This is a genomic window from Kitasatospora sp. NBC_01266 (assembly GCF_036242395.1).
Lineage (GTDB): Bacteria > Actinomycetota > Actinomycetes > Streptomycetales > Streptomycetaceae > Kitasatospora.
Genome location: NZ_CP108458.1, coordinates 6,513,701 through 6,537,514, shown reverse-complemented (window position 1 = coordinate 6,537,514; position 23,814 = coordinate 6,513,701). Strand labels below are relative to the sequence as shown.

15 protein-coding genes are annotated in these 23,814 nt (G+C 72.4%); 9 read left to right on the top strand and 6 right to left on the bottom strand.

Annotated features, from left to right (window positions below):
- Nucleotides 1–36 precede the first annotated feature (36 nt).
- The 6 genes from OG403_RS28210 (at nucleotide 37) to OG403_RS28185 (ending at nucleotide 7,609) form a co-directional block, all read left to right on the top strand.
- Nucleotides 37–429: a nuclear transport factor 2 family protein gene (locus OG403_RS28210; protein ID WP_329569154.1), complete on the top strand. Its 393-nt coding sequence runs from the start codon at nucleotides 37–39 to the stop codon at nucleotides 427–429.
- 75 nt (nucleotides 430–504) lie between these two features.
- Nucleotides 505–1,347 carry a siderophore-interacting protein gene (locus OG403_RS28205; protein WP_329569153.1) on the top strand — a complete coding sequence of 281 codons (843 nt, stop codon included), beginning with the start codon at nucleotides 505–507 and terminating at the stop codon, nucleotides 1,345–1,347.
- Between the two features lie 166 nt (nucleotides 1,348–1,513).
- Nucleotides 1,514–2,800 carry a DUF3533 domain-containing protein gene (locus OG403_RS28200; RefSeq protein ID WP_329569151.1) on the top strand — a complete coding sequence of 429 codons (1,287 nt, stop codon included), beginning with the start codon at nucleotides 1,514–1,516 and terminating at the stop codon, nucleotides 2,798–2,800.
- Between the two features lie 129 nt (nucleotides 2,801–2,929).
- Nucleotides 2,930–3,886, top strand: a complete 957-nt coding sequence (locus OG403_RS28195; RefSeq protein WP_329569149.1) for a LysR family transcriptional regulator — start codon at nucleotides 2,930–2,932, stop codon at nucleotides 3,884–3,886.
- Between the two features lie 169 nt (nucleotides 3,887–4,055).
- The gene (locus OG403_RS28190) at nucleotides 4,056–6,575 is read left to right on the top strand and encodes a collagenase (protein WP_329569147.1); all 2,520 of its coding nucleotides are present in this window, start codon (nucleotides 4,056–4,058) and stop codon (nucleotides 6,573–6,575) included.
- 212 nt (nucleotides 6,576–6,787) lie between these two features.
- On the top strand, nucleotides 6,788–7,609 hold the full coding sequence (locus OG403_RS28185; RefSeq protein WP_329569145.1) for a hypothetical protein: 822 nt from the start codon (nucleotides 6,788–6,790) through the stop codon (nucleotides 7,607–7,609).
- A 110-nt stretch (nucleotides 7,610–7,719) separates the two neighbouring features.
- Here OG403_RS28185 and OG403_RS28180 read toward each other — a convergent pair whose 3' ends face one another.
- The 5 genes from OG403_RS28180 to OG403_RS28160 all read right to left on the bottom strand — a co-directional run bounded on the left by OG403_RS28180 (nucleotide 7,720) and on the right by OG403_RS28160 (nucleotide 12,837).
- Nucleotides 7,720–9,282, bottom strand: a complete 1,563-nt coding sequence (locus OG403_RS28180) for an FAD-dependent monooxygenase (RefSeq protein WP_329569143.1) — start codon at nucleotides 9,280–9,282, stop codon at nucleotides 7,720–7,722.
- A complete protein-coding gene (locus tag OG403_RS28175) occupies nucleotides 9,275–9,859 on the bottom strand; it encodes a PadR family transcriptional regulator (RefSeq protein WP_329569141.1) in 585 nt (194 codons plus the stop codon). Before OG403_RS28175 ends, OG403_RS28180 begins: the two co-directional genes overlap by 8 nt.
- Nucleotides 9,860–10,031: 172 nt before the next feature.
- Nucleotides 10,032–10,499: a cyanase gene (gene cynS, locus OG403_RS28170; protein ID WP_329569139.1), complete on the bottom strand. Its 468-nt coding sequence runs from the start codon at nucleotides 10,497–10,499 to the stop codon at nucleotides 10,032–10,034.
- Nucleotides 10,500–10,655: 156 nt separating this feature from the next.
- Entirely contained in the window at nucleotides 10,656–11,435 is a 780-nt protein-coding gene (locus tag OG403_RS28165; protein WP_329569137.1) for an SDR family oxidoreductase, read from the bottom strand.
- 220 nt (nucleotides 11,436–11,655) lie between these two features.
- The gene (locus tag OG403_RS28160) at nucleotides 11,656–12,837 is read right to left on the bottom strand and encodes a tryptophan dimethylallyltransferase family protein (RefSeq protein ID WP_329569135.1); all 1,182 of its coding nucleotides are present in this window, start codon (nucleotides 12,835–12,837) and stop codon (nucleotides 11,656–11,658) included.
- Between the two features lie 589 nt (nucleotides 12,838–13,426).
- Between OG403_RS28160 and OG403_RS28155 the strand changes: the two genes are divergently transcribed.
- From OG403_RS28155 to OG403_RS28145, 3 genes are all read left to right on the top strand, one after another.
- Entirely contained in the window at nucleotides 13,427–20,935 is a 7,509-nt protein-coding gene (locus tag OG403_RS28155) for a non-ribosomal peptide synthetase (RefSeq protein ID WP_329569133.1), read from the top strand.
- Nucleotides 20,936–21,000: 65 nt separating this feature from the next.
- The gene (locus tag OG403_RS28150) at nucleotides 21,001–21,231 is read left to right on the top strand and encodes an MbtH family protein (RefSeq protein WP_329569132.1); all 231 of its coding nucleotides are present in this window, start codon (nucleotides 21,001–21,003) and stop codon (nucleotides 21,229–21,231) included.
- Entirely contained in the window at nucleotides 21,228–22,460 is a 1,233-nt protein-coding gene (locus OG403_RS28145) for a cytochrome P450 (protein WP_329569130.1), read from the top strand. Before OG403_RS28150 ends, OG403_RS28145 begins: the two co-directional genes overlap by 4 nt.
- Nucleotides 22,461–22,564: 104 nt before the next feature.
- On the opposite strand, the gene OG403_RS28140 is transcribed toward OG403_RS28145, so the two are convergent.
- Entirely contained in the window at nucleotides 22,565–23,581 is a 1,017-nt protein-coding gene (locus OG403_RS28140) for an aldo/keto reductase family protein (RefSeq protein WP_329569129.1), read from the bottom strand.
- Between the last annotated feature and the right edge of the window lie 233 nt (nucleotides 23,582–23,814).

Sequence of the window (23,814 nt, the reverse complement as noted above, 5' to 3'; positions counted from 1 at the left end):
AACACCTGTTCGACGATGAGAAAGCGAGGTTGGCCCGTGCACCCGTTCCGCAAGGCCGTCGAGGACCGCGACGAGCAGGCCGTCGAGGACCTGCTGGCCGAGAACGTCGTCTTCACCAGCCCCGTCGCCTTCAAGCCCTACCCCGGCAAGGCGATCACCGCGGCGATCCTGCGCGGCGTCCTGCGCGTCTTCGAGGACTTCCGCTACGTCCGCGAGATCGCCGACCCGGGCGGTCGCGACCACGCCTTCGTCTTCACCGCCACCGTGTCCGGGCGGCAGATCCACGGCTGCGACTTCCTGCACTTCGACGAGGACGGGAGGATCGACGAGTTCACCGTGATGGTCCGCCCGCTCTCCGCCGCGCAGGCGCTGGCCGAGGCGATGGGCGCCCAGTTCGACCGGATCGCCCGGGAGGCGGCCGGGGACTGACCGCGACCGCACCCGGAGTGCTAACTTAGGTAAGCCTAAGTAATTAGATCATCACGACGTCATACAGGGGACCCCATGGCAGAGCAGCCGACCCGCAGGACACCGCAGGCCCGCGAAGCACAGGTACTGCGCACCGAGCGGATCACGCCGCACATGGTGCGGCTGGTCCTCGGCGGTGCGGGGCTGGACGGCTTCGACGCCACGGAGTTCACCGACCACTACATCAAGGTGCTCTTCGCACCCGAGGGCGTCAGCTACCCGGAGCCCTTCGACATCGCGCGGATCCGCGAGGAGTTCGCGCGCGAGCAGTGGCCGGTCACCCGGACCTACACGGTGCGGACCTGGGACCCGGCGCTGCGCGAGCTGACCGTCGACTTCGTGGTGCACGGTGACGAGGGCCTGGCCGGACCGTGGGCGGCGCGGGCCCGGCCCGGCGAGACGGTGCGCTTCCTGGGCCCCGGCGGCGGCTACGCCCCGGACCTGACCGCCGACTGGCACCTGCTGGTGGGCGACGAGAGCGCCCTGCCCGCGATCGCCGCGGCGCTGGAGCGGATGCCGGCCGACGCCGTGGTGCGCGCCTTCGTGGAGGTCGCGGACGCCGCCGAGGAGCAGAAGATCGTCTCGCCCGCCGGCGTCGAGGTCAGCTGGCTGCACCGCGGTGCGCGTCCGGTGGGCGAGGCGCTGGTCGAGGCGGTGGCCGCGCTGGACTTCCCCGCCGGCGCGGTGTCCGCCTTCGTGCACGGCGAGGCGGGCTTCGTGAAGGAGCTGCGGCGGCTGCTGCGCGTGGAGCACGACGTGCCGCGCGAGCGGCTGTCGATCTCGGGCTACTGGCGGTTCGGGCAGAGCGACGAGGCCTGGCGGGCGGCCAAGCGCGAGTGGAACGCCCAGGTGGAGGCCGAGCAGGAGCAGGCCGGCTGACGGCCGAGCTGCCCAAGGACCTGCCCCTGCCCGCGCTGCCCCGGGCGCCCGCTCAGCCACCCGGGGCACCGTGGCCGGCGCGCGGGCGGGTCACGGGATGCCGGGCGGGCGGAGCCACTACCTTGCCGAGGGATCGCACCGATGCCACCGGGAGGGCCGCAGCCCCATGACCACTCCGCCACAACCCGCGCCGAGGCAGGTACGCGCCGGGCAGGTGCTGCGCAACCCGAAGGCCTGGTACTTCCCCGGCGGCGTCGTCGCCCTGCTGGCGCTGCTGCTCTCCCTGCTCTACCTGGGTGGGGTGGCGGACCCGACCGGGAACCTGCACCGGCTGCCGATCGGCCTGGTCAACGCCGACCGCGGCGCCACCGTGGCCGGGCACCCGGAGAACCTGGGCGCCCAGCTCACCTCCGGTGTCGCCGCCGCCCCCGACCCGAAGGAGCAGGTCTCCTGGCGGGTGCTGGACCAGGCGGGCGCCCAGGAGGGCCTGGCCTCGGGGAAGTTGGACGGCGTCCTGGAGGTCCCCGACGGCTTCACCGCGGCCGTCGCCGCGCTCGGCAGCACCGGCGCCCAACCGCCCGCGCGCCCCACCGTGAACGCGCTGACCAACCCCGGGGTGGGCAGCCTGGCCTCCTCGCTGGCCTCCTCGATCACCCAGCAGGCCGCCCACCAGGCCTCGTTGCAGCTCGGCGGCGAGCTGACCGCCGCCGCCCCGGGCGGCCAGAGCAGCGCGACGCGGCTGCTGCTCGCCGACCCGATCACGGTCTCGGTCCAGGTCGGCCACCCGATCGGCTCGCACAGCGGCCTGGGGCTGACGGCGTTCTACTACACCCTGCTGCTGGTGCTCTCCGGCTTCCTGGGCGCCAACGTCATCAGCAACGGCGTCGACGTCGGCCTCGGCTACGCGGACAGCGAGTTGGGCCCCTGGCACAGCCGCCGCCCGGTGGTTCCGATCGACCGCACCCAGACGCTGATCACCAAGTGGGGCATGTCCCTGGGGCTCGCCGTGGTGACCACCACGCTGATCATGGTCGGCGGCATCGCGATCGTCGGCATCGACGCCTCGCACCTGCCGCTGCTCTGGGTCTACTCGTTCTGCGCGACCGCGGCGGTGGGCCTGGGCGTGCAGACCATCAACGCCGCGTTCGGCGGTATCGGACAGTTGGTCAGCATGTTCGTCTTCGTGGCCGTCGCGCTGCCCTCCTCCGGTGCGACGATCCCGTTGCAGGCGCTGCCCACCGTCTACCGCTGGTTCGCCGAATTCGAGCCGATGCGCCAACTCAGCGACGGTACCCGCGCCATCCTCTACTTCGACGCCCGCGCCGACGCCGGACTGCTCCGCGCCTGGATCGCCATCGCCATCGCCACGGTCCTGGCGTTGGCCGTCGGCCTGGCCGTCACCCACTACTACGACCGCAGGGGCCTGCACCGGCTGGTCCCCAAGTTCGCCTGAGCGCCGCCAACTCCCCCGACCCGACCGTCGTCGCCACTGCTCCCCCGACCTGACCGTCGTCACCCCTGCTCCGCTGACTTACCATCAACTCGACTGCCCGAGCACCGCCGAGGACGCAGGGGAGCACGGATGGAGTTGGAGCTTCGGCATCTACGGGCGCTGCGCGCGATCGCGGACGCGGCGAGCATCGGGCGGGCCGCAGCCGAGATGGGCTGCTCGCAGCAGGCGCTCAGCACCCAACTGCGGCGGATCGAGAGCCACTTCGGCGAGCCGCTGTTCGAGCGCAACACCGTGGGGGTGCGGCTGACCCGGTACGGTGCGGAGGTCGTCACCCGGGCCCGCGACGTACTGGCCCGCGCCGAGGCGATCGGCCGGCGACCGGCCGAGGAGGGGATGCCGCGACCGGTGCTGCGGCTGGCCGCCACCAACTCCCCGATCCTGTCCGGCATGGTGGGGCGGGTACGGACCGAGCTGCCCGAGCTGCTGCTGACGGTGAGCAGCGTCTACGAGTCCTCCCAGATCGTCGAACTCCTGGAGAGCGGCGAGCTGGACGCCGCGATCGGCGTGGACTACCCGGGGCTGGAGCTGCGGCACTCCGAGGCCGTCGAGCACCGCGGGATCGTCACCGAGCCCTCGTTCGTGACACTGCCCGCGGACCACCGGCTCAAGCACCGCGCGGAGATCTCGCTCGCCGACCTGGCCGAGGACTCCTGGTTCATCACCCCCGACGACGGCGCGGGATGGCCGGGCGTCTTCTACGCGGCCTGCGAGGCGGTCGGCTTCACCCCGGCGGTGGTGCACGAGTTCCTCGGCGACCGGCTGCAGTTGCAGAACATGATCGCCGAGGGCCTGGGCATCTCGCTGACGCAGGCGACCACCCGGCCGGTCCCCGGCGTCATCGTCAGGCCCCTGATCGGCACCCCGATCTGGTGCCGCTACCTGCTGGCCTGGCGCAAGGAGAGCATCGCCGAGCAGGTCGTCACGACGCTCTTCGGCTCGGCCGCCGCCTCCTACCGGGAGCTGATCGCCCAGGCGCCGCACTTCCAGGCCTGGGCGGCGCGCACCTACCACGGGACGCTCCCGTAACAGGCCTTCGGTAGCGGGCCCTCGGCAAAGGAACCGCCACGGATGTTGTGGCATGCACGGTGCAATAGCTGTTTCCGGACTTATTGTCCGGGCTGCCGGGCGATGAGACGGTGCGTCACACGCTTCCCCCACGACGCGTGAAGCGGACAACCGTCCCGAAGGAGCAGTGATGCACCACCGATCCTTCCTGCCCGGCCTCCTCGTCGCCTCCACCGCGGCACTCGCCATGCTCATGGGCGTGTCGACCGTCCCGGCCTCGGCCGCGACAGGTTCGACGGGCACCGCCCGGCCCGCCACCGGGTCGCACCAGTCGGCCGAACCCGCACCGGCGGGCGCCGTCCTCGGCGGCACCGACGCCTCCGCGGTCCAGTACGGCCGGCTCGGCGCCGGCCAGCTCCCGCCGCGCCGGCCGACCTCGCGGGCCACCACGAAGACGGCGAAGGCCGCCACCGACCGGCGGGCCGCCGGACCCGTCGCCGCGCAGTCCTGCACCCCGGCCGCCTTCGGCGCCCTGAGCGGCTCGGCGCTGGCCTCGTACGTCGAGAGCTCGACCACCGACTGCATCAACTCGCTGTTCACGATCACCGGCAGCGACGCGCAGCAGGTGTTCAAGGAATCCCAGATGATCCCGGTGGCCCAGGCCTACCAGAGCCTGGCGGCGAACTACACCGGTGACGACTCGACCGGCATCTGGCAGCTCATCCTCTACCTGCGGGCCGGCTACTACGTCCAGTACGGCGACGCGACGGACGTCGGCTCCTACGACGCGACCCTGTCCACGGACGTCGAGAACGCCCTCAACACCTACTTCGCCAGCCCGCGGATCACCGATGTCTCCGCGGACAACGGCGATGTGCTGGGCGACGCCGTGATCCTCACCGACAGCGCCAACCTGCAGGGCGACTACCTCAGTTCCTACCAGCAGATACTCGGCGCGTACAACAGCTCCTGGGATGCCGACTACAGCATGGACGCCGTCATCTACGACGTCTACACCCCGCTGTGGCGCGGCCAGTACAACCCCGCCTTCGTCACCGCGCTGACCGCGAACCCGGGCGTCATCAACTCGCTCGACTCCTTCGCGCTCGGCCACACCGCCATGCTCGGCGGTGCCAACACCTTCATGGACGCCGACGCCGGCAACGACCTCGCCGCGTACGTCCAGTTCCCCGCGCTCCAGCCCACCGTCCGGCCGCTGATGCTGGGCCTGCTGCAGGCCTCGTCGATCTCCGGCTCGACCGCCGCGCTGTGGATGTCCGTCGCGCAGCAGGCCAACGGCTTCGACGCGGCCGACTGTTCGTACTACGGCGTCTGCAACCTGGTGGCCCAGGCCACCGCGGCGGCGCTGCCGACCACGCACCCGTGCAACTCCGAGATCAACATCCTGGCGCAGTCACTCAGTTCGGCCGATCTGACCGCCGCCTGCGACGAACTCGCGGGCCAGGACGCGTACTTCCAGAACGTGGTCAAGGACAGCGGTCCGATCCCCGGCCAGTACAACGACACCGACAACATCGTGGTCTTCTCGAGCTCGCTCAACTACGAGATCTACGCCCCGGTGATCTACGGCGTCACCACGAACAACGGCGGCATCACCATCTACAACACCCCGTCCACGCCCGGGAACCAGGACTACTCGATCCTGTACCAGGACCCCAGCACCGACGGCTACACGGACAACATCTGGAACCTCAACTACGAGTACACCCACTTCCTCGACGCGCGCTACGACACCATGGGCACCTGGGCGGACATGGAGGTGGAGCCCAACATCTGGTGGATCGAGGGCATCTCCGGCTACATCACCTACGGCTACCGGGGCATCACCGACACCGACGCGGTGACCGACGCCGGTGAGCACACCTACCCGCTGAGCACCCTGTGGCAGACCACCTACGCCAACAGCAACGACGACCGGGTCTTCCCGTGGAGCTACCTGGCGGTGCGCTACATGGTCGAGGAACACCCCGCCGACCTGCAGACGATCCTGGGTGACTACCGGGTCGGCAACTACACCGCCGGCTACGACTACTACGCCAACACCATCGGCACCCGCTACGACGCCGACTTCAACACCTGGCTCGACGGCATCGCGGGCGGCACCTCCAGCGCCCCGACGGCCGCCTTCAGCGCGGCGGCCACCGGGCTGACGACCGCCTTCACCGACCGGTCCACCGAGTCCGGCAGCGGCAGCATCACCGGCTGGGCCTGGAACTTCGGCGACGGGGCGAGTGCCACGACGCAGAACCCCTCGCACACCTACGCGGCGGCCGGAACCTACACCGTCACGCTGACCGTGACCGACAGCAGCGGGAAGACGGCCAGCACCTCCCAGTCGGTGACCGTGAGCGGCGCCGCCACCCCGTGCACGGACGCCAACCCGCAGCAGATGGACCAGAACTGCTCCCGGGCGAACCTGTCCGCGACCGCCGGGAACCTGGACTACCTGTGGATCTACCTGCCCGCCGGGACCAGCACGCTGCAGGTCAGCACCAGCGGCGGCACCGGGACCGCGTACCTCTACTACGACCCCACCACCTGGGCCAGCAACACCACCTACACCGCCGAGTCCACCAACTCCGGTAGCGCCCAGAGCCTCACCGTCACCAACAGCACGGCGGGCTACCGCTACATCAGCCTGTACGCCCAGACCGCGTTCAGCGGCGTCACGGTGACCACGCAGTACTGAGCCACCCGCGCCCACCCCGGGGCTGCCGGTCGTTCCCGCCCCCAGCGGGAACGACCGGCAGCCCCGCACCTCTTGGGCGGGACCTCGCACAGTCGACAACTAATGAGCCAAAGTGAATTGATTTCTGACGATCATTCACATCAGTTGCTAGCCTCACGGCCGTACCCGTACTCGTACTCGATGCATCCCGATCCGATCCGAGGAGCATGTCCGTGAACGGTCTCAAGCAACTGCTGCGCCGAGTCCTCCCCGTGCCCGTGGCCGCCGCGTTGGCGTTCTTCGCCTTCCTGCTGCCTGGCGCGGCGAACGCCCAGGCCGCGACACCGCACACCGTGTCGTCGGTCTGCGCCAACCAGGCCGTCCCGGCGGGCTACATCGTCACCGCCGTGTCGCCGACCAGCGCGTGCCAGGGCTACCTGCTGTACACGGTCGCGCTGCCGAGCAACGGCGCCGTGCTCTGTACGGTCGGCGTCGCCGTGCCGTACCCGTACGTGATCATCGCCGGGACCACCACCGCCCAGTCGCAGTGCGACAACCAGTTCGAGACGCAGACCATCACCCAGGCCTACAACGGCGTCGTGGCCTGCTTCGGCGGCACGCTGCCCAGCCCGTACGTGATCACCAACATCAGCTCCGGCACCGCCAACGCGTGCAGCGGCCAGCAGATGACCCTGCAGCAGGAGTACCCCGGCATCACCGCCTGCCAGCTCACCATCAAGTGGAACAACTACGTGGCCACCTCCGACGGCACCGGCGGCCCCTGTGCCGGCTACGGGACCGAGGTCCTCACCCCGGTCTACAACGGCATCGTCGCCTGCGGCGTGGGCGCCGGCCCGGCCCCGAGCGGCTACGTGATCACCCGGGTCTGGGGCAGCTACGGCGGCTGCGGCCAGTACGAGGGGCTCCAGTACAGCACCATCTACAACGGCATCGTGGCCTGCTCCAACTCGACCCTGCCGGCCGGCTGGTCGGTCACCTCGTACCCGAACGACCCGAACTGCAGCCCGTTCGAGGGCGAGACCCTGCAGTCCTGACCCGCAACTCCGAGCCGACCGGTCCGGCGCGCCCTCGCCCCCACCCGAGGGCGCGCCGGACCTGCGGGTCGCTGCCCGCTCACTGACCTGTCCGAAGACCCACGACACCGCTAAGCAGCGGACGTCTTCGGCCCTGTCACCGCTGCCGGGGGCCCGAACCAGTGGTGCAGGACTTCGCGCAACTGCTGGGCGGTGGTGCGCTGCGGTGCCGAGGGTGTCGCCGTCCAGGCGGCGTGGCCGTCCGGGCGGACGAGTACTGCGGATGTGTCCGGCAGGGTGTCAGACTGGGCCGACAGCACGGTCACCCGGTCCGTCCACGGCTCTGCCACCGCGCGCAGCGAGTCCGTTCCCGTGCTCCCGTCCACCAGCAGTGCTCCGCCGCCCGTGCGGGCGAGCAGCGAGAGCAGGCTGTTCCGTTCCAGTGGGACGTCCGGCACCATCCTGCCCTCCCAGGGGTGGCCGGAGCCGTGCTGGACGGGGTAGCGGGTGGCGACGGCGGTGATCTCCTCGGCCAGGTACCCGGCCGTCTGCTCGGCCCGCGCCAGCTCGGCGAGCAGTTCGCGCACCGGCGCCAGCCGCTCCCCCTCCGCCGCGACCAGTTGCTGCGCCCGGGTGTTGCGCAGCAGCCTGGCACCTGCCGCGTGCCGCTCGGCGTGGTAGGTGTCCAGGAGGTCCTCGGGGGCTTGTCCGCGCGCCACGAGAGCGAGCTTCCAGCCGAGATTCATCGCGTCGTCGATGGCCGCGTTGACGCCGATGGCGCCGGCGGGGGGATGGATGTGCGCGGCGTCGCCCGCCAGCAGCACCCGGCCGTGTCGCAGCCGTTCGGCCAGCCGGGCCGCGTCGCCGAACCGGGTGAGCCAGCGGGCTTCGGCTATCTCCACCCGCCGCCCCAGCGCCCGGTCCAGCACGTCCTGGAAGCCGGAGAGCGTGACCGGCTCGTCCCGGTTGTCCGGCGGCTGGGGGTCACTGGTGATCAACCGGACATAGCCGGGGCGCGGGATGGCGAACACCGTGCCGTTCGCGCCGGCCGTCACTCCGAACGGGATCGCCTGCGGGTCCGCCAGGACCACGTCCCCGAGCAGGGTGAAGCGGGTTGCGGGCGTGCCGGGGAAGCCGATGCCGGCCAGCTTGCGCACCGTGCTGCGGCCGCCGTCGCAGCCGGCCAACCAGCCGGAGCGCAGCAGCATCCGCCCGTCCGGGGAGTCGACCTCGGCATGCACCCCGCTGTCGTCCTGGCGCAGTCCGGTCAGGCGGTGACCGCGCAGGATCCGCACGCCCAGGTCCATCGCGCGCTCGGCGAGGAGCTCCTCCACCCGGGTCTGGGCGATGCCCAGTACGTACGGGTGTTCGCTGCGCATCGCGGCCAGGTTGAGCTGGGCCGCCCCGACGAACGCGGTGGTCGGCACGGTGGGGCCCTCGGCGAGGAAGCGATCGGCGAGGCCGCGGCGGTCCAGCAGCTCCAGGCTGCGGGCGTTGAGGTTGAAGCCGCGGCAGAAGCCCGGCGGGGCGGGGTGCCGCTCGAGCAGCACGGTGCGCACCCGGCCCAGCGCCAGCTCGCAGGCCAGCATCAGGCCGGCGGGTCCGGCTCCCACCACCAGGACGTCCGCGTCGCCGTACGGTGTGCCTGCCGGCGGCTCGGTCCGTGCTGTCGCCGGCGCGGGCGTGTCAGGCATCGGGGGCCTCCGGCCATGGCAGGGCGCCCTGCTCGATCTCCTCGGCGGTGCGCGACACCCACTGCAACTCCGCCTGCAGCATCGCCTGGGCGTACTCCGCTTCGATCACGAAGAGCCGGGGCACCTGGTGCTCCTCCCTGGCGGCCCGATACGCCTGCTCGCCCTCGGCGGCGCGGGCCCGCAAGGCCGCCGCCCGTTCACGCAGCGCCTGTGCCGCCCGCTGCCGTCCCAGTACGCCCAGGTAGCTGACCGCGGACAGGAACTTCGGGTACTCCCGGGACGGCTCGCGGATGAGTTCGTCCAGCCACTCGACGAAGTACCGCTGCCCCTCACGCGTGTGCCGGTAGATGGTGCGCGTCGGGCGACCGCCCAGCTGCTCGGTGTCGGTCGCCTCGATCCAGCCGTCTCGGACCAGGGCCCGCACCGTGTCGTACAGCGATCCGGTGGTCAGTTTGAAGGCCGAGTCCAGTTGGCGCTCCCGAAGCACGGTCGCCATCGCGTGGGGGTGCATGGGCTGCTCCAGCAGCAAGCCCAGCACGGCGAGGGCCAAGGGGTTGGCCGGTCGTTTGGCGGTCATCTCACTCCACGGTCGGGGTCGGGCTCGCGGTTACTCGGATCCTACTACTCGGATCCGAGTACTGCTCGCGAGCGGGGCCGTCGACCGCCCGGCGCGCAGCGCGATCAGCTGGGTGGCGTAGCGCGCCGACAGTTGGCGTTCCCCCGATCCGGTCCAGTCCGGCCCTCGGAGGTCAGAACGGCTTGTAGGGCAGGAACTTGCCGTCGAGCGTGATCACCGCGCGGTGACCGCCCTCGGGGTCGTCGACCTTCTTGACGTCCAGGGTGAAGTTGATCGCGCTGATGATGCCGTCGCCGAACTGCTCGTGGATCAGCGCCTTCAGGGTGGTGCCGTAGACCTGGAGCACCTCGTGGAACCGGTAGATGGTCGGGTCGGTGGAGACGGCCTCGCCGGTGCCGCCCCGCAGCGGGATCGTCTGCAGCAGCCGGGCGGCCTCCTCGTCCAGGCCCAGCAACTCGGTCACGGCCTTGGCCGCGTCGGCGGGCAGGGCGTGCTGGCCGAGCAGCGCCGCGGTGACGAACGCCGGGGAGAGCCCGGCGGCGTCGGCGAGTTGCTGCCAGCTGAGGTCCTTGCGGATCTTCGCTTCGACTGCTTCCAGCGCGAGTTGCCGGCGGGCCTGCGGATCGGCGTGCGCGTGCATTCCGGTGGGTCCTTTCACGGGGGCCGGGTACGGCCGTGCGGGCGAAGCGCGGTTCCAGCGCGCTTCGCCCGACAGGCTAGCTCTTCGGTGCCAACGGTCCGTCAGAATCGGTTTCCGAGCGACATGTTCGACATCCGAGCCCGCACCCCGGCCGGATCATCCGGCCGCGATCGGTCCGAGATAGGTGCCGCCGGAGACGTCGATGGTCTGGCCGGTCACCCAGCGCCCCTGCGGACCCGCCAGGAAGCCCACCACGTCCGCGACATCCTCCGGCTCACCGATCCGGCCGAGCGCGGTGATCGCCTCGAGGCTGGCCAGCGCCTCGGGAACCGCGGCCCAGTCGGCGATCTTGTCGGTCAGCACCACCCCGGGGTTGACGGTGTTCACCGTGATCCCGCGCCGGCCCAACTCGTTGGCGAGCGACGGGCCGAGCGCCGCCAGCGCCGCCTTGGTGGCGGTGTAGCCGATCTGGCGGGGCTCCGCGATCCGGGTGGCCGCTGAGCCCATGTTGACGATCCGCCCACCGTCCCGCAGCAGCGGCAGTGCCCGCTGGACCACGAAGACCGGCGTGCTCACGTTGATCACCAGCAGCCGCTCGAACTCCTCCTCGGTGAGCTGCCCGATCGAACTCGCCGAGTGGATACCCGCGTTGTTGACCAGGATGTCCAGACCGTCCGCCCCCAGTTCCGCCAGCCCGGCGGTGAACCCCTCGAACAACCGGTCCACCGCACCACTCTCGCCGAACCGGGCCCGCACCGCGAACGCCTGCCCCCCGGCCTCGGCGATCCGCGCCACGGTCTCCGCGGCGGCCGCCTCGTTGCCCCCGTAGTGGACCGCGACCAGCGCCCCGTCAGCGGCGAGGCGCAACGCGACCGCGCGCCCGATCCCGCGCGAGCCGCCCGTCACCAGTGCGACCCTGCCGTCCAGTTCCCCCATGATCGTCCCTCCCCCTCGTACCACCCCGGTCGATTCCGGCCCCGCGTGCCACTCGTGCGCCACCCGGAGCCCCCTGCCTCCTCAGTGTGCGACGCGAACTGCCGTCCCACCAGAACGCCTACGTCAGCGTTGCGCCAGGATCGATCGGCCCGCTACCGAGGCCCTCGGCACCGAGCGGGCGGGACGGCAGCCCCGGACGCATCGTCAGTTCTGGCGCTGGTCAGTCCAGTTCATCGGCTGCCCGGTAGGTGCCCGGCGCCAGGTAGATGGAGAAGCGCGAGGCGTCGCCGCCCCGGTAGGACATGAAGTTCTGGGTCAGCGACCGCGCCAGCGGGCGGTCGGCGAGGTCGTCGAGCAGGGCGGCGTAGGGGTCGGCCGCCGGGGAGCCCTCGGCGCGCAGGAAGGCCGCCACCCGGTCGCGGGCCGCCGCGTCGCTGTCGTGCACCGGGATCAGCGGGACGTAGATGGTCGCGCTCGGCAGTTCGTGGCGGGTGTCGAGGGCGAAGGTGGTGACGGGGGGCTTGCGCTGCCAGGCCGCCGCGTCGTGCGGGCCGTTGATCTGGTGCAGCGCGCGGGCGAACAGGCCGGGGACGTGGTCGTGGGCGACGGCGGCCTTGGCGTCGATCTCCGCCGCGCTCACCCCGGAGTGCGCCAGGTACACCTGCGCCCTGAAGTCCTCGCCGTCCACCAGGTCCAGGGCGATGGCGACGGGCTCGTGGGCCGAGGTGAAGCCGCCGAGGTGGTCGACCAGGGCGCGCCAGGGACGCTCCAGGCCCAGGCGGAGCATCGCCTGCTCGGCGCGGTCGGCGGACTGCTCGCGGCCGGCCACCGCCGGGTTGAGCCAGATCTTGTACTGGGGGTGGGCGCCGGGCCGCCAGGCGAGCGCGTGGGCCATGGTGAAGAACCCCTGCGGATCGTCCTCGACGAAGAGGTCCTCGATCTTGAGCAGTCGGTCGACGGAGACGCCCGGTCGGCCGGCCAGGCGGCGGGTGAGGGCCATCGCCTCGCGCATCCGGGAGACGGCGGTGCCCTCGCCCGGGGGCTCGAGGGAGAGCCGGACGCCGGCCGTCCCGTTCACCCAGGCGACCGAGGCCTCGAAGGGCATGCCGTCGATGGAGACCCAGCAGGCCCGCTCGGGGGGCGTGCCGACCGGCAGGCGGCCCCAGGGCTCGGTCAACTCCGCCAGCAGGGCCAGGATCGACTCGCGGCTCTCGCCGGTGAGCCCGAGGCTCTGGTGGGCACGCCAGACGCGGTCGGTGGCGACCTGCGCGTAGCTGTCCGTCGGCAGGTAGCGGGTGGAGTCGAAACGCAGCGGGCGCCCCACCATCTCGGCGATGACGCCCGAGTCCGGGCTGAAGTCGGCGGCGGCGGCCGCGCGGTGGTCGGTTCCGTGGGCTTCCATCGGATCTCCCTGTCCCCCCGGGCGAGCCGGGGCATGGGTGGGTGCGGCGTATGTGAGGTGCGCGAGGTGTGCGTGACGTCTGGGATGTGCGGGACCTGCGAGACGTGCGGGACCTGCGAGACAGGCCGGAATGCATGGAGAGCGCTGAGGGATCTGTGGCGCGGACGATCCGAAACGAGCGCGATCTTCCCATCGCAGGGCGAGTTGAGTCCGCGCTTTGCCCAAGCTTGTCCGCTCTGGCCTACCGGCGGGCACCTGTTCCAGCCAATATGACTGACCTTCCGTAGCCGCTTCGCTACTCGCACGGCAGCGGGAGAGCGCAGGTCCGATCCGATGGAGATTGCCTGGCCGGACATGTCGCAGCCATATGCATGCTGGGATTGCCCCCGGTCACGGCGCCAGCGGCGAGCTGTGTGCGAGAAGAGCCGAAAACATGAACATGGCACTCCACTTCGCCCCAGCATTTGGCATGATCGCTACACGACGTCGAACCGCATGAGCACCAGGCCGCCTGGTGCCCTTCCGTGTGCCCTCGACCCGGACGCCGGTCGCCGCGTTCCGGAGCCCCGCGCAGAGGAGTTCGTGCCACGTGTCCGTCCAGCGCCCCTCCGACGAGTCCCTTTCACTGCCGACGGCCTTCGCCCGGCAGGTCGAGCGCACCCCCGGCGCGACCGCGCTGATCAGCGGAGACACGGTGCTGACCTACCGTCAACTCAAAGCCCGTGCGGACCTGCTGGCCGATCGGCTGGTGGCCGAGGGGGTGGGCCGGGAGGACCCGGTCGCGATCCTGGCCGAGCGTTCGGCCGAACTCGTGGTGGCACTGCTCGCGGTCGCCAAGTCCGGTGGCTGCTACCTGCCGTTGGACCCGCGCCAGCCCGCCGCCCGGCTGGACTGGATGCTCGCGCAGAGCGGCGCCCGGCTGCTGCTCACCACCGACCAGGTCTCGGCACCACCGATCGGCGCCGGCCTGCGCACGCTCCCGGTGACCGCCACCGCGCCGACCGGCGACGGCCCACGTGACCGGACCGCCTCCCCGGTCCGGGTCGATCCGGACCAGTTGGCGTACCTGATGTTCACCTCCGGCTCCACCGGCACCCCCAAGGGTGTCGCCGTCAGCCATCGCAACGTGGTCGGGCTGACCCGGGACCCGGCCTTCGGCGGCGGCGCGCAGCAGCGCGTCCTGCTGCACTCACCGCACGCCTTCGACGCCTCGACCTACGAGTTGTGGGTGCCGCTGCTCTCCGGCGGGACGGTGGTGGTGGCGCCGCCGGGCGACCTGGACGCCCGCGCGGTCGCCGCCGCCGTCACCGGTGCGGGCGTCACCGCGCTCTGGGTGACGGCCGGGCTCTTCTCGGTCCTGGCGGAGGAGGACCCGGGCTGCTTCACCGGCGCGCGCGAGGTGTGGACCGGTGGGGACGCGGTCCCACCGGCCGCCGTGCGCCGGGTGCTGGCCGCCTGCCCGGGCCTCGCCGTGGTCAACGGCTACGGGCCCACCGAGACGACCACCTTCGCCACCTGCCACCGGGTGGCCGAGGCCGGTGCGCTCGGCACGGTGACGCCGATCGGCACCGCGATGGCCGGGATGCGCACCGTGGTCCTCGATCCGCGGCTGCGCCCGGTCGAACCCGGCGAGGTCGGCGAACTCTACGTCGGCGGCTCGGGGTTGGCCCGCGGCTACTGGCAGCGCCCGGGCCTGACCGCCGAGCGCTTCGTCGCCGACCCGCAGGGCGGGCCCGGCGCTCGGCTGTTCCGCACCGGCGACCTGGTGCGCCAGGACGCCCAGGGCGCCCTGGAGTTCGTCGGCCGCGGGGACGACCAGGTGAAGATCCGCGGCTTCCGGGTGGAGCCCGGCGAGGTGGAGGCCGTGCTCGGCACGCACCCCGAGGTGGCCCGGGCCGCGGTGGTGGTCCGCGCCGACCAGGCCGGCCAGAAGCGGCTGGTCGGCTACGTGGTGCCGGCCGAGCAGCGCGATCCCCAGGCCGGCCAGGACGGGCCCGACCCGGTGGCCGAGTGGCAGGAGATCTACGACACGCTCTACCGGCGCGCCGCCGAGGCCCGGTTCGGCGAGGACTTCGCCGGCTGGAACAGCAGCTACGACGGCCGGCCGATCCCGGCGGCGCAGATGCGCGAGTGGCGCGATGCCACGGTGGACCGGATCCGCGAGCTGCGCCCGCGCCGGGTGCTGGAGATCGGGGTGGGCACCGGTCTGCTGCTCTCCCGGCTTGCCCCGCACTGCGAGTCCTACTGGGGCACCGACCTGTCCGGTCAAGTGGTCGAGGCGCTGGGTTCGCTGGTGCGCCAGGACCCGGCGCTGGCCGAGCGGGTCGAGCTGCGGGCCCGGGCCGCCGACGACACCGAGGGCCTGCCGGTCGGCTTCTTCGACACCGTGGTGATCAACTCGGTCTGCCAGTACTTCCCCGACGGCGGCTACCTCGCCGAGGTGCTGACCAAGGCGGTGCAGCTGCTCGCCCCCGGCGGAGCCGTCTTCGTCGGCGACGTACGGCAGTTGCGGCTGCTGCGCGCCTTCCACACCGATGTCCGGCTGCGCCGCCCGGAGCTGCCCGCGGATCCCGAGCTGGTCCGCGCGGCCGTCGAGCAGGCCATGGTGCGGGAGAAGGAGCTGCTGGTCGACCCGGCCTTCTTCGCGGAGTTGGCGCACCGACTGCCCGCGGTGGCGGGCAGCGAGGTGCGGGTCAAGCGGGGCCGGTCCGTCAACGAGCTGACCCGGTACCGGTATGACGCGGTGCTGCGCAAGGTCTCGGCGGTGGCCGAGCCGGCCGGCGCCGAACCGCCGGCTCCGACCGTGGAGCTGAGCTGGGGTCAGGACCTCACCAGCGCGGACCAGTTGGCCGCCACCGGCCATCGCGAGCTGCGGGTGACCGGGGTGCCCGACGCCCGGATGGCGCCCGTCGCGCAGGCGCTGCGGGACCTCGAAGCGGCCCAGCAGGGCGACCTGATACCGGCGTTGGGCGAGCGGGACGACGCCGAGGTCACCGAGTTGGAGGAGTTCCACCGGGTGGCCGAGCGCCTGGGCCTGCGGGCCTCGGTCTGCTGGTCGGCCACCGTCGCGGACGCCCTGGACGTCACGCTCACCGCCCGCCGCCCGGGCGAACCGGGCCCGCAGTCGTCGCCACCCCAGTCACTCCAGTCAGCGCAGTCGCCGGCGTCGACCGGGGCGCCGCTGGCCTCGCTGGTCAACGCCCCGGCGACCACCCGGGACACCGGCGCGCTGCTCTCCTCGATCCGCGCCTTCCTGCGTGACCGGCTGCCCGAATACCTGCTGCCCGCGGCCACCGTGGTGCTGGAGACACTGCCGCTGACGCCCAACGGCAAGGTGGACCGCCGCCGGCTGCCCGAGCCGGACACCGGTTCCACGCCGGGCGGGCGGGCGCCGCGCGACCCGATGGAACGGCTGCTCTGCGAGCTGTTCGGCGACATCCTGGGCGTCTCCCAGGTCACCATCGACGACAGCTTCTTCGCGCTCGGCGGGCACTCGCTCTCGGCCACCCGGCTCAGCGCCCGGCTGCGCGCCGTGCTCGGTCTGGAACTGCCGGTCCGCAGCGTCTTCGAGGCGCCCACCGTGGCCGCGCTGGCCGAGGCGGTGCACCTGGCGTCGGCCGGCGAGCGGCCCGCGCTGGTGGCCGGGAAGCGGCCCGAGCCGCTCCCGCTCTCCTTCGCCCAGCGCCGGCTCTGGTTCCTCGACCAGTTGCACACCCAGGGCGCGGCCTACCACGTGCCGCTGGTGCTCGACCTGACCGGCGAGCTGGACCGGGCGGCGCTCGAGGCGGCGCTGGCCGATCTGGTGGCGCGTCACGAGAGCCTGCGCACCGTCTTCCCCGCCACCGCCGGGGTGCCCCGCCAGCAGGTGCTGGACAGCGTCGCCGCCCGGTTGCCGCTGGAGGCCGGTGAGGTGGCGGCCGAGGAGCTGACCGAGGCGGTGGCCGCCGCCGTCCGCCGGCCCTTCGACCTGGCGCACGACCTGCCGGTGCGGGCCTCGCTGCTGCGCACCGCACCCGATCGGCACGTGCTCGTCCTGGTGATCCACCACATCGCCTGCGACGGCTGGTCGTTGGCGCCGCTCTGGCGCGACCTCGCCGCCGCCTACACCGCGCGCCGGGCCGGCCGGGCGCCGAAGGTCGAGCCGCTGCCCGTCCAGTACGCCGACTACAGCCTGTGGCAGCAGCGGCTACTGGGCGCGGAGGACGATCCGGAGAGCCTGACTTCTCGTCAGCTCGCCTACTGGCGCGGCGCGCTGGCCCGGCTTCCGGAGTGCGTGGAGCTGCCCACCGACCGGCCCCGGCCGCCGGTGGCCACCCAGCACGGCGACACCGTGCCCTTCACCCTGGACGCCGACCTGCACCGCCGGATCACCGAACTGGCCGAGCAGGTCGGGGCCAGCCCGTTCATGGTGCTGCACGCCGCGCTGGCGGCCCTGCTGACCAAGCTCGGTGCGGGCACCGACATCGCGATCGGCACCCCGGTGGCCGGGCGCACCGACCACGCGCTGGAAGCCCTGGTCGGGTTCTTCGTCAACACGCTGGTGCTGCGCACCGACACCTCCGGCAACCCCGCCTTCCGCGACCTGCTGGCCCGGGTCCGGGAGGGCGACCTGGCCGCCTACGCCCACCAGGACGTGCCCTTCGAACGCCTGGTGGACACCCTCGCGCCGAGCCGCGGCCTGGCCCACCACCCGCTCTTCCAGGTGCTGCTGGCCCTGCAGAACGCCCCGCAGGGCGGGCCGCAGCTGCCGGGGCTCAGCGTGGCGCCGCGCGAAGTGGGCACTGGGGCCTGCCGGTTCGACCTCTCGATCAGCCTGCAGGAGCGGCACGGCCCCGACCGGCAGCCCCAGGGCATGACCGGGGTGGCCGAGTTCAGCACCGACCTGTTCGAGCGGAGCAGCGTCGAACTGCTGCTGCGGCGCTTCACCGGCCTGCTGGCGGAGGTCACCGCCGAGCCCGCGCGCCGGCTGGGCAACCTGGACGTGGTGCTGCCCGAGGAGCGCGAGCAGCTGCTGGCGCACAGCGGCGACCGCAGCCACGACGTGGCGCAGCGGACCCTGCCCGAGCTGTTCGAGGCCCAGGTCAGGCGCACCCCGCAGGCGACCGCGCTGCTCTACGACGACGGCACGGGCCCGGTGCGCACCCTCAGCTTCCGCGAGCTGGACCTGCGCTCCAACCGGCTGGCCCGGCACCTGATCGCCCACGGCGTCGGCCCCGAGCGCTTCGTGGGCATCGCGCTGCCGCGCACCATCGACTCGGTGGTGGCGACCCTCGCGGTGCTCAAGGCCGGCGGCGCCTATCTGCCGCTGGACGCCAACTACCCGGCGGCGCGCCTCGAGTTCATGGCCGAGGACGCCCGCCCCACCGTGCTGCTGACCGACTCGGCCACCCAGCTGCCGCCGGCCGGCACGGCGGGGGTGCCGCGGCTCGTGCTCGACGCGCCGCAGACCCGGCAGGCGGTGAGCCGCCGGCCACTGACCCGGGTCACCGACGCCGACCGCCTGCGGCCGCTGACCTGCGGGCACCCCGCCTACGTCGTCTACACCTCGGGCTCCACCGGCCGTCCCAAGGGCGTGGTGGTGACCCACTCGGGCATCGCCGGGGTGGCCACCGCGCAGCTGCGGCGCTTCGGGGTGACCAGCTCCAGCCGGATCCTGCAGTTCGCCTCGCACAGCTTCGACGGGGCGGTCTGGGAGCTGTGCGGCGCACTGCTGACCGGGGCGACGCTGGTGATGGCACCCGCCGACGTCACCGCCCCCGGCCCCGCGCTGACGGCGCTGGTGGGGCGGCACCGGGTCAGCCACGCGACCCTGCCGCCGGCCGCGCTGAGCGTGCTGGAACCGGCCCAACTGCCCTCGCTCACCTCGATGATCGTCTCCGGCGAGGCCTCCTCGGGCGAGACGGTACGGCGCTGGTCGGCCGGGCGCCGGTTCCTCAACGGCTACGGCCCCACCGAGACGACGGTGTGCGCCACGCTCAGCGCCCCGCTCTCCGGCGGCGCCACCCCGCCGATCGGCCGGGCCACCGTCAACGCCCGGGTCTACGTGCTGGACCGGGACCTGACCCTGGTGCCGCCCGGTGTGGTGGGCGAGTTGCACGTCTCCGGGGCCGGGGTGGCCCGCGGCTACCTGCACCGGCCCGCGCTGACCGCCGACCGCTTCGTCGCCGACCCGTTCGGCGCGCCGGGCAGCCGGATGTACCGCACCGGCGACCTGGTGCGCTGGAACGGCGACGGCGAGCTGGAGTTCGTCGGCCGCGCCGACGGGCAGGTGAAGATCCGCGGCTTCCGGATCGAGCCGGGCGAGGTGGCCGCGGCGCTCGGCAGCCACCCGGGCGTGGCGCAGGCGGTGGTCGTGCCGCGCGCCGACCAGCACGGCGGCACCTTCCTGACCGGGTACGCGGTGCCGGTGGACGCCGCCGCGCCGCCGGACGGCCGCGAGCTGCGGGCCCACCTGGCCGGCCTGCTGCCCGACTACCTGGTCCCGGCCGTGGTGCTGGTGCTGGACGCGCTGCCGGTCGCGGCCACCGGCAAGGTCGACCGGGCCGCGCTGCCGGTGCCCGACTTCGCGGCGCTCTCGGCGGGCCGGGCGCCGCGCAATCCGCGCGAGCGGATCCTGTGCGAGCTCTTCGCCGAGGTGCTGGGGGTGCCGCAGGTCAGCATCGACGACAGCTTCTTCGCGCTGGGCGGGCACTCGCTGCTGGTGCCCCGGGTGATCAGCGGGATCCGCCGGAGGCTGGGTGTGGAGCTGGCGGTGCGCGCGCTCTTCGAGCGGCAGTCGGTGGCCGCGCTGCTGGCGGCGGTCGACGGCACCGCCGAGAGCGGCAGCGTCGGCGGCCCGACCCCGGCGCAGCTGACGGCGGACGCGGTGCTCGACCCCGCGATCACCGTCGTGCCGGGCGGTGCGCCAAGGGGCGGCCGGCCGGCGAGTGGCCGGCCAGCGGGCGAACGGCCGGCGGGTGGCCGGGAGAACCTGCTGCTGACCGGCGCGACCGGCTTCCTCGGCGCCTTCCTGCTGCGCGAACTGCTCGACCGCACCGGCGCGGACATCCACTGCCTGGTGCGCGCGGAGGACGAGGCGGGGGCCTACCGGCGGATCCGGCGCAACCTGAGCGAGTACGGGCTGTGGAACGAGTTCTCCCGCCGCCGGATCGTCCCCGTCCCCGGCGACCTGGAGCAGCCGCTGCTCGGCCTGTCCCCCGCGCGCTTCGAGCAACTGGCCCGGCTGGTCGACGCGGTGTACCACAACGGCGCCCGGGTCAGCGCGGTCGACTCGTACCAGCGGTTGCGCGCGGCCAATGTGACGGGCACTCAGGAAGTGCTGCGGCTGGCCACGGTGGCCGATCCGGTGCCGGTGCACTACGTCTCCACGGCCGCCGTCTCGGTGGCGGCGCACGAGCGGCTCGCCACCGTACCCGAGGCGCGCCGGCTCGGCGCCGAGGAGCTGATGGCGGGCGGCTACCCCGAGAGCAAGTGGGTGGCCGAGCAGCTCGTCTGGGCGGCCGGTGAACGCGGCCTGCCGGTCAGCGTCTACCGGTGCGGGCGAGTGAGCGGAGACACCGGCAGCGGCGCCGGCTCCAGCCGGGACGTGTTCTGGCAGCTGGTCCGCGCCATGCTGGTGATCGGCGCGGCCCCGCGCCCGGCACCCGGCGAGCAGGCCGCGGCGGTGGTCGACCTGGTGCCGGTCGACTACACCGCCGCCGCCATCGTCCGACTCTCCCGCCGCCCCGCCGGCGCGGGCCTGGCCCACCACCTGACCTGCCCCACCCCAATCCCGGTCGAGCAGGTGCTGGACCAACTGCGCGGCTACGGCTACCGCCTGGACGCCATGGAGCAGGCGCAGTGGATCCGCACCCTGCACCGGCGCGCGGAGGCGGACGCGCAGACCGGCGCCGGCACGCTGGACGGGGCGGTGCTGCTCACCGACACCCTGCCCGCGCTCGCCCGGCTCGGCCGGGTGCGGCTGGACCAGGCGAACACCCTGGCCGGACTGGCGGATTCGGGCATCGGGTGCCCGCCGCTGGACGACGCGCTGCTGCGCACCTACACCGACTACTTCATCACCTCGGGCTTCTTCCCGCCCCCGCCGGCCGCGCGCTGAACCGCCCGGCCGCCCACTGACCCCGGCGCACCACCAACTCCCTTTTCCCGCATGGAGGAAGAACTGTGAGCGATCCCTGGGACGACAGCGCCGGCACTTTCCTGGTGCTGGTCAACGACGAGGGCCAGCACTCCCTGTGGCCCGCCTTCACCGCCGTCCCGGCCGGCTGGAGCACGGTGTGCGGGCCGGTCACCCGGGACGAGTGCCTGGCGTACGTCGAGGAGAACTGGACCGACATGCGGCCCAAGAGCCTGGTCGACCACCACAGCGAACTCTCGGAGGCGCGTTCCGCATGAGCGAGATCATCAACGAGTACCTGGACGACACGACGACCGGCAAGCGCGCCCCGCGCAGCTACCCCTTCAGCGAGGCCGTGGCACTGGACCTCGACCCGCTCTACCAGAAGCTGCGCGTCGAGGAGCCCGTGGTGCGGGTCTCCTGCCCCTACGGCGAGGACGCCTGGCTGGTCACCACCCACGCGGACATGAAGACGATCCTCGGCGATCCCCGGTTCAGCCGCGCGCTGGCCGCCGAGCACGACGAGTCGCGGCTGACCCCGCTGCCCATCAACACCAGCATCCTGGGCATGGACTCGCCCGACCACCCGCGGCTGCGCCGGCTGCTCTCCAAGGTGTTCACCATGCGCCGGGTGGAACTGCTGCGCCCGCGGGTCGAGCAGGAGGCGCACCGGCTGATCGACGCGCTGGTGGCGGCCGGCGCGCCGGGCGACCTGATGGAGGGCTTCGCCGTGCCGTTCGCGGGCACCGTGGTCTGCGACCTGCTCGGCGTCCCGTTCGAGGACCGCGAGCAGTTCCGCACCTGGCTGGACGCCTTCTCCGCGACGACCGTGATGTCCGAGCAGGAGATCGAGGAGGACACCCAGCGGCTGTACGACTACATCGGCGAGCTGATGGTCCGCCGGCGGGCGGAGCCGCAGGACGACCTGATCAGCGCCATGGTCAAGGCCAGTGACGAGGAGGACAAGCTCTCCGAGAAGGAACTCGTGGAGCTGGCGAGCGTGCTGCTGATCGCGGGCCACGAGACCGTCTCCTCGCAGCTGATCGACTCGCTGCACGTGCTCTTCACCCATCCCTCCCAGCTGGAGCGGCTCAAGCGCGAGCCGGAACTGCTGCCGGGCGCGATCGAGGAACTGCTGCGCTATGTGCCGCTGATCTCCCACGTCACCTTCGCGCGCTATGCCACGGAGGACGTGGAGTTGAGCGGGACGCTGGTCCGGGCCGGCGAATCCGTACTGCCCGCGATTCCCTCGGCCAACCGCGACGAATCGGTCTTCGAGGACGCGGAGCGATTCGACCTGACGCGGGCGCACAATCCGCATCTGGGATTCGGCTACGGAATCCACCGCTGCCTGGGCGCACCGCTCGCGCGCCTGGAAATGCGGGTGGCCCTGGAATCGCTCTTCGCCCGGCTGCCCGAACTCCGCTGCGCGGTCGCGGTGGAGGAGCTGGAATGGAAGGACGGCATGCAGGTGCGCAGCCTGCTGGAACTGCCGGTCAGCTGGTAGCGGTAAACGCGTAGCGGGCCTTTCCGGAGCAGCCGTCGGCTGTTCCGGAAAGGCCCGCGCCGGGTCTGCGCGCGGCCGGCGCGCGCGGCCGGCGCGCGCTGCCGTCAGGCCAGTCGCCAGGCCGGATCGGCGGGGCTGCTGTCCGCGGTGGCGGCGGGATCGCGGCTGACCACCGGGCCGAGCACCGCGTCGATCGCGCCCAGCACCTCGGCGTCGAGCGTGACGCCGACCGCCTTGGCGTTGTCGGTGATCTGCTCGGGCCGGGAGGCGCCGAGCACGGCGGCCGAGACCCCCGGATGCTGGAGCACCCAGGCGAGCGAGAGCTGGGCGAGGGTCAGCCCGAGGTCGGCGGCGATCGGCCGCAACCGCTGCACCCGGCCCAGCACTTCGTCGGTCAGCCAGGGAGCCAGCACCTCCGAGCCGTCGTTGCTGTCGGTGGCCCGCGAACCCTCGGGCCACTGCCCGCCCGGCAGGTACTTGCCGGTCAGCACCCCCTGGGCCAGCGGCGACCAGACCACCTGCCCGATGCCCAACTCCTCGCACACCGGCATCACCTCGGCCTCGGGGACCCGCCACAGGGCCGAGTACTGCGGCTGGTTGGCGATCAGCTGGATCCGCAGCTCGCCGGCGAGCGCGTGGCCGCGCCTGATCTGGTCCGCGGTCCACTCGGAGACGCCGATGTAGTGCGCCTTGCCCGAGTGCACCACGTCGGCCAGCGCCGTCATGGTCTCCTCCAGCGGGGTGGAGGCGTCGAAGCGATGGGCCTGGTAGACGTCCACGTAGTCCGTGCCCAGGCGCCGCAGCGAGTTGTCGATGGATTCCCGTATGTGCTTGCGGGACAGCCCGAGATCGTTGCGCCCGGGGCCGGTGGGCGCGAAGACCTTGGTGAGGATCTCCAGCCCCTCCCGGCGCTCGCCTTTCAGGGCCCGGCCGAGGGATTCCTCGGCCGCGGAGTCGGCATAGACATCGGCGGTGTCGAAGGTGGTGATTCCGGCGTCGAGTGCCGCCCGCACACAGGCGAGCTCCGTCTCCTCGCTCCTCGAAGAACTCCGGGTCAGCCAGTTGCCGTAAGCGAGCTGACTGACAATCAGGCCACTGCGTCCAAGATGACGGAAATTCATACCGCCACGCTACCAACGGAATTACTCCGTCGCGGGAGAATGCCGAAACAGCCGGCCACTTCAGAAGCCGGTCCTGGACGAGTGATTGGGGTACCCGCCCGGCCGGACGGGCGGGCGGGTGGGCAGCGGACCGGTCAGCCGAAGTCGACGTCCGAGCAGGAGGTGAAGAACTCGCCGGCCTTCGGGAACTGCGGGTCGATGATCTCGATCAGGTCAGGGCTGTGAATAGGAAG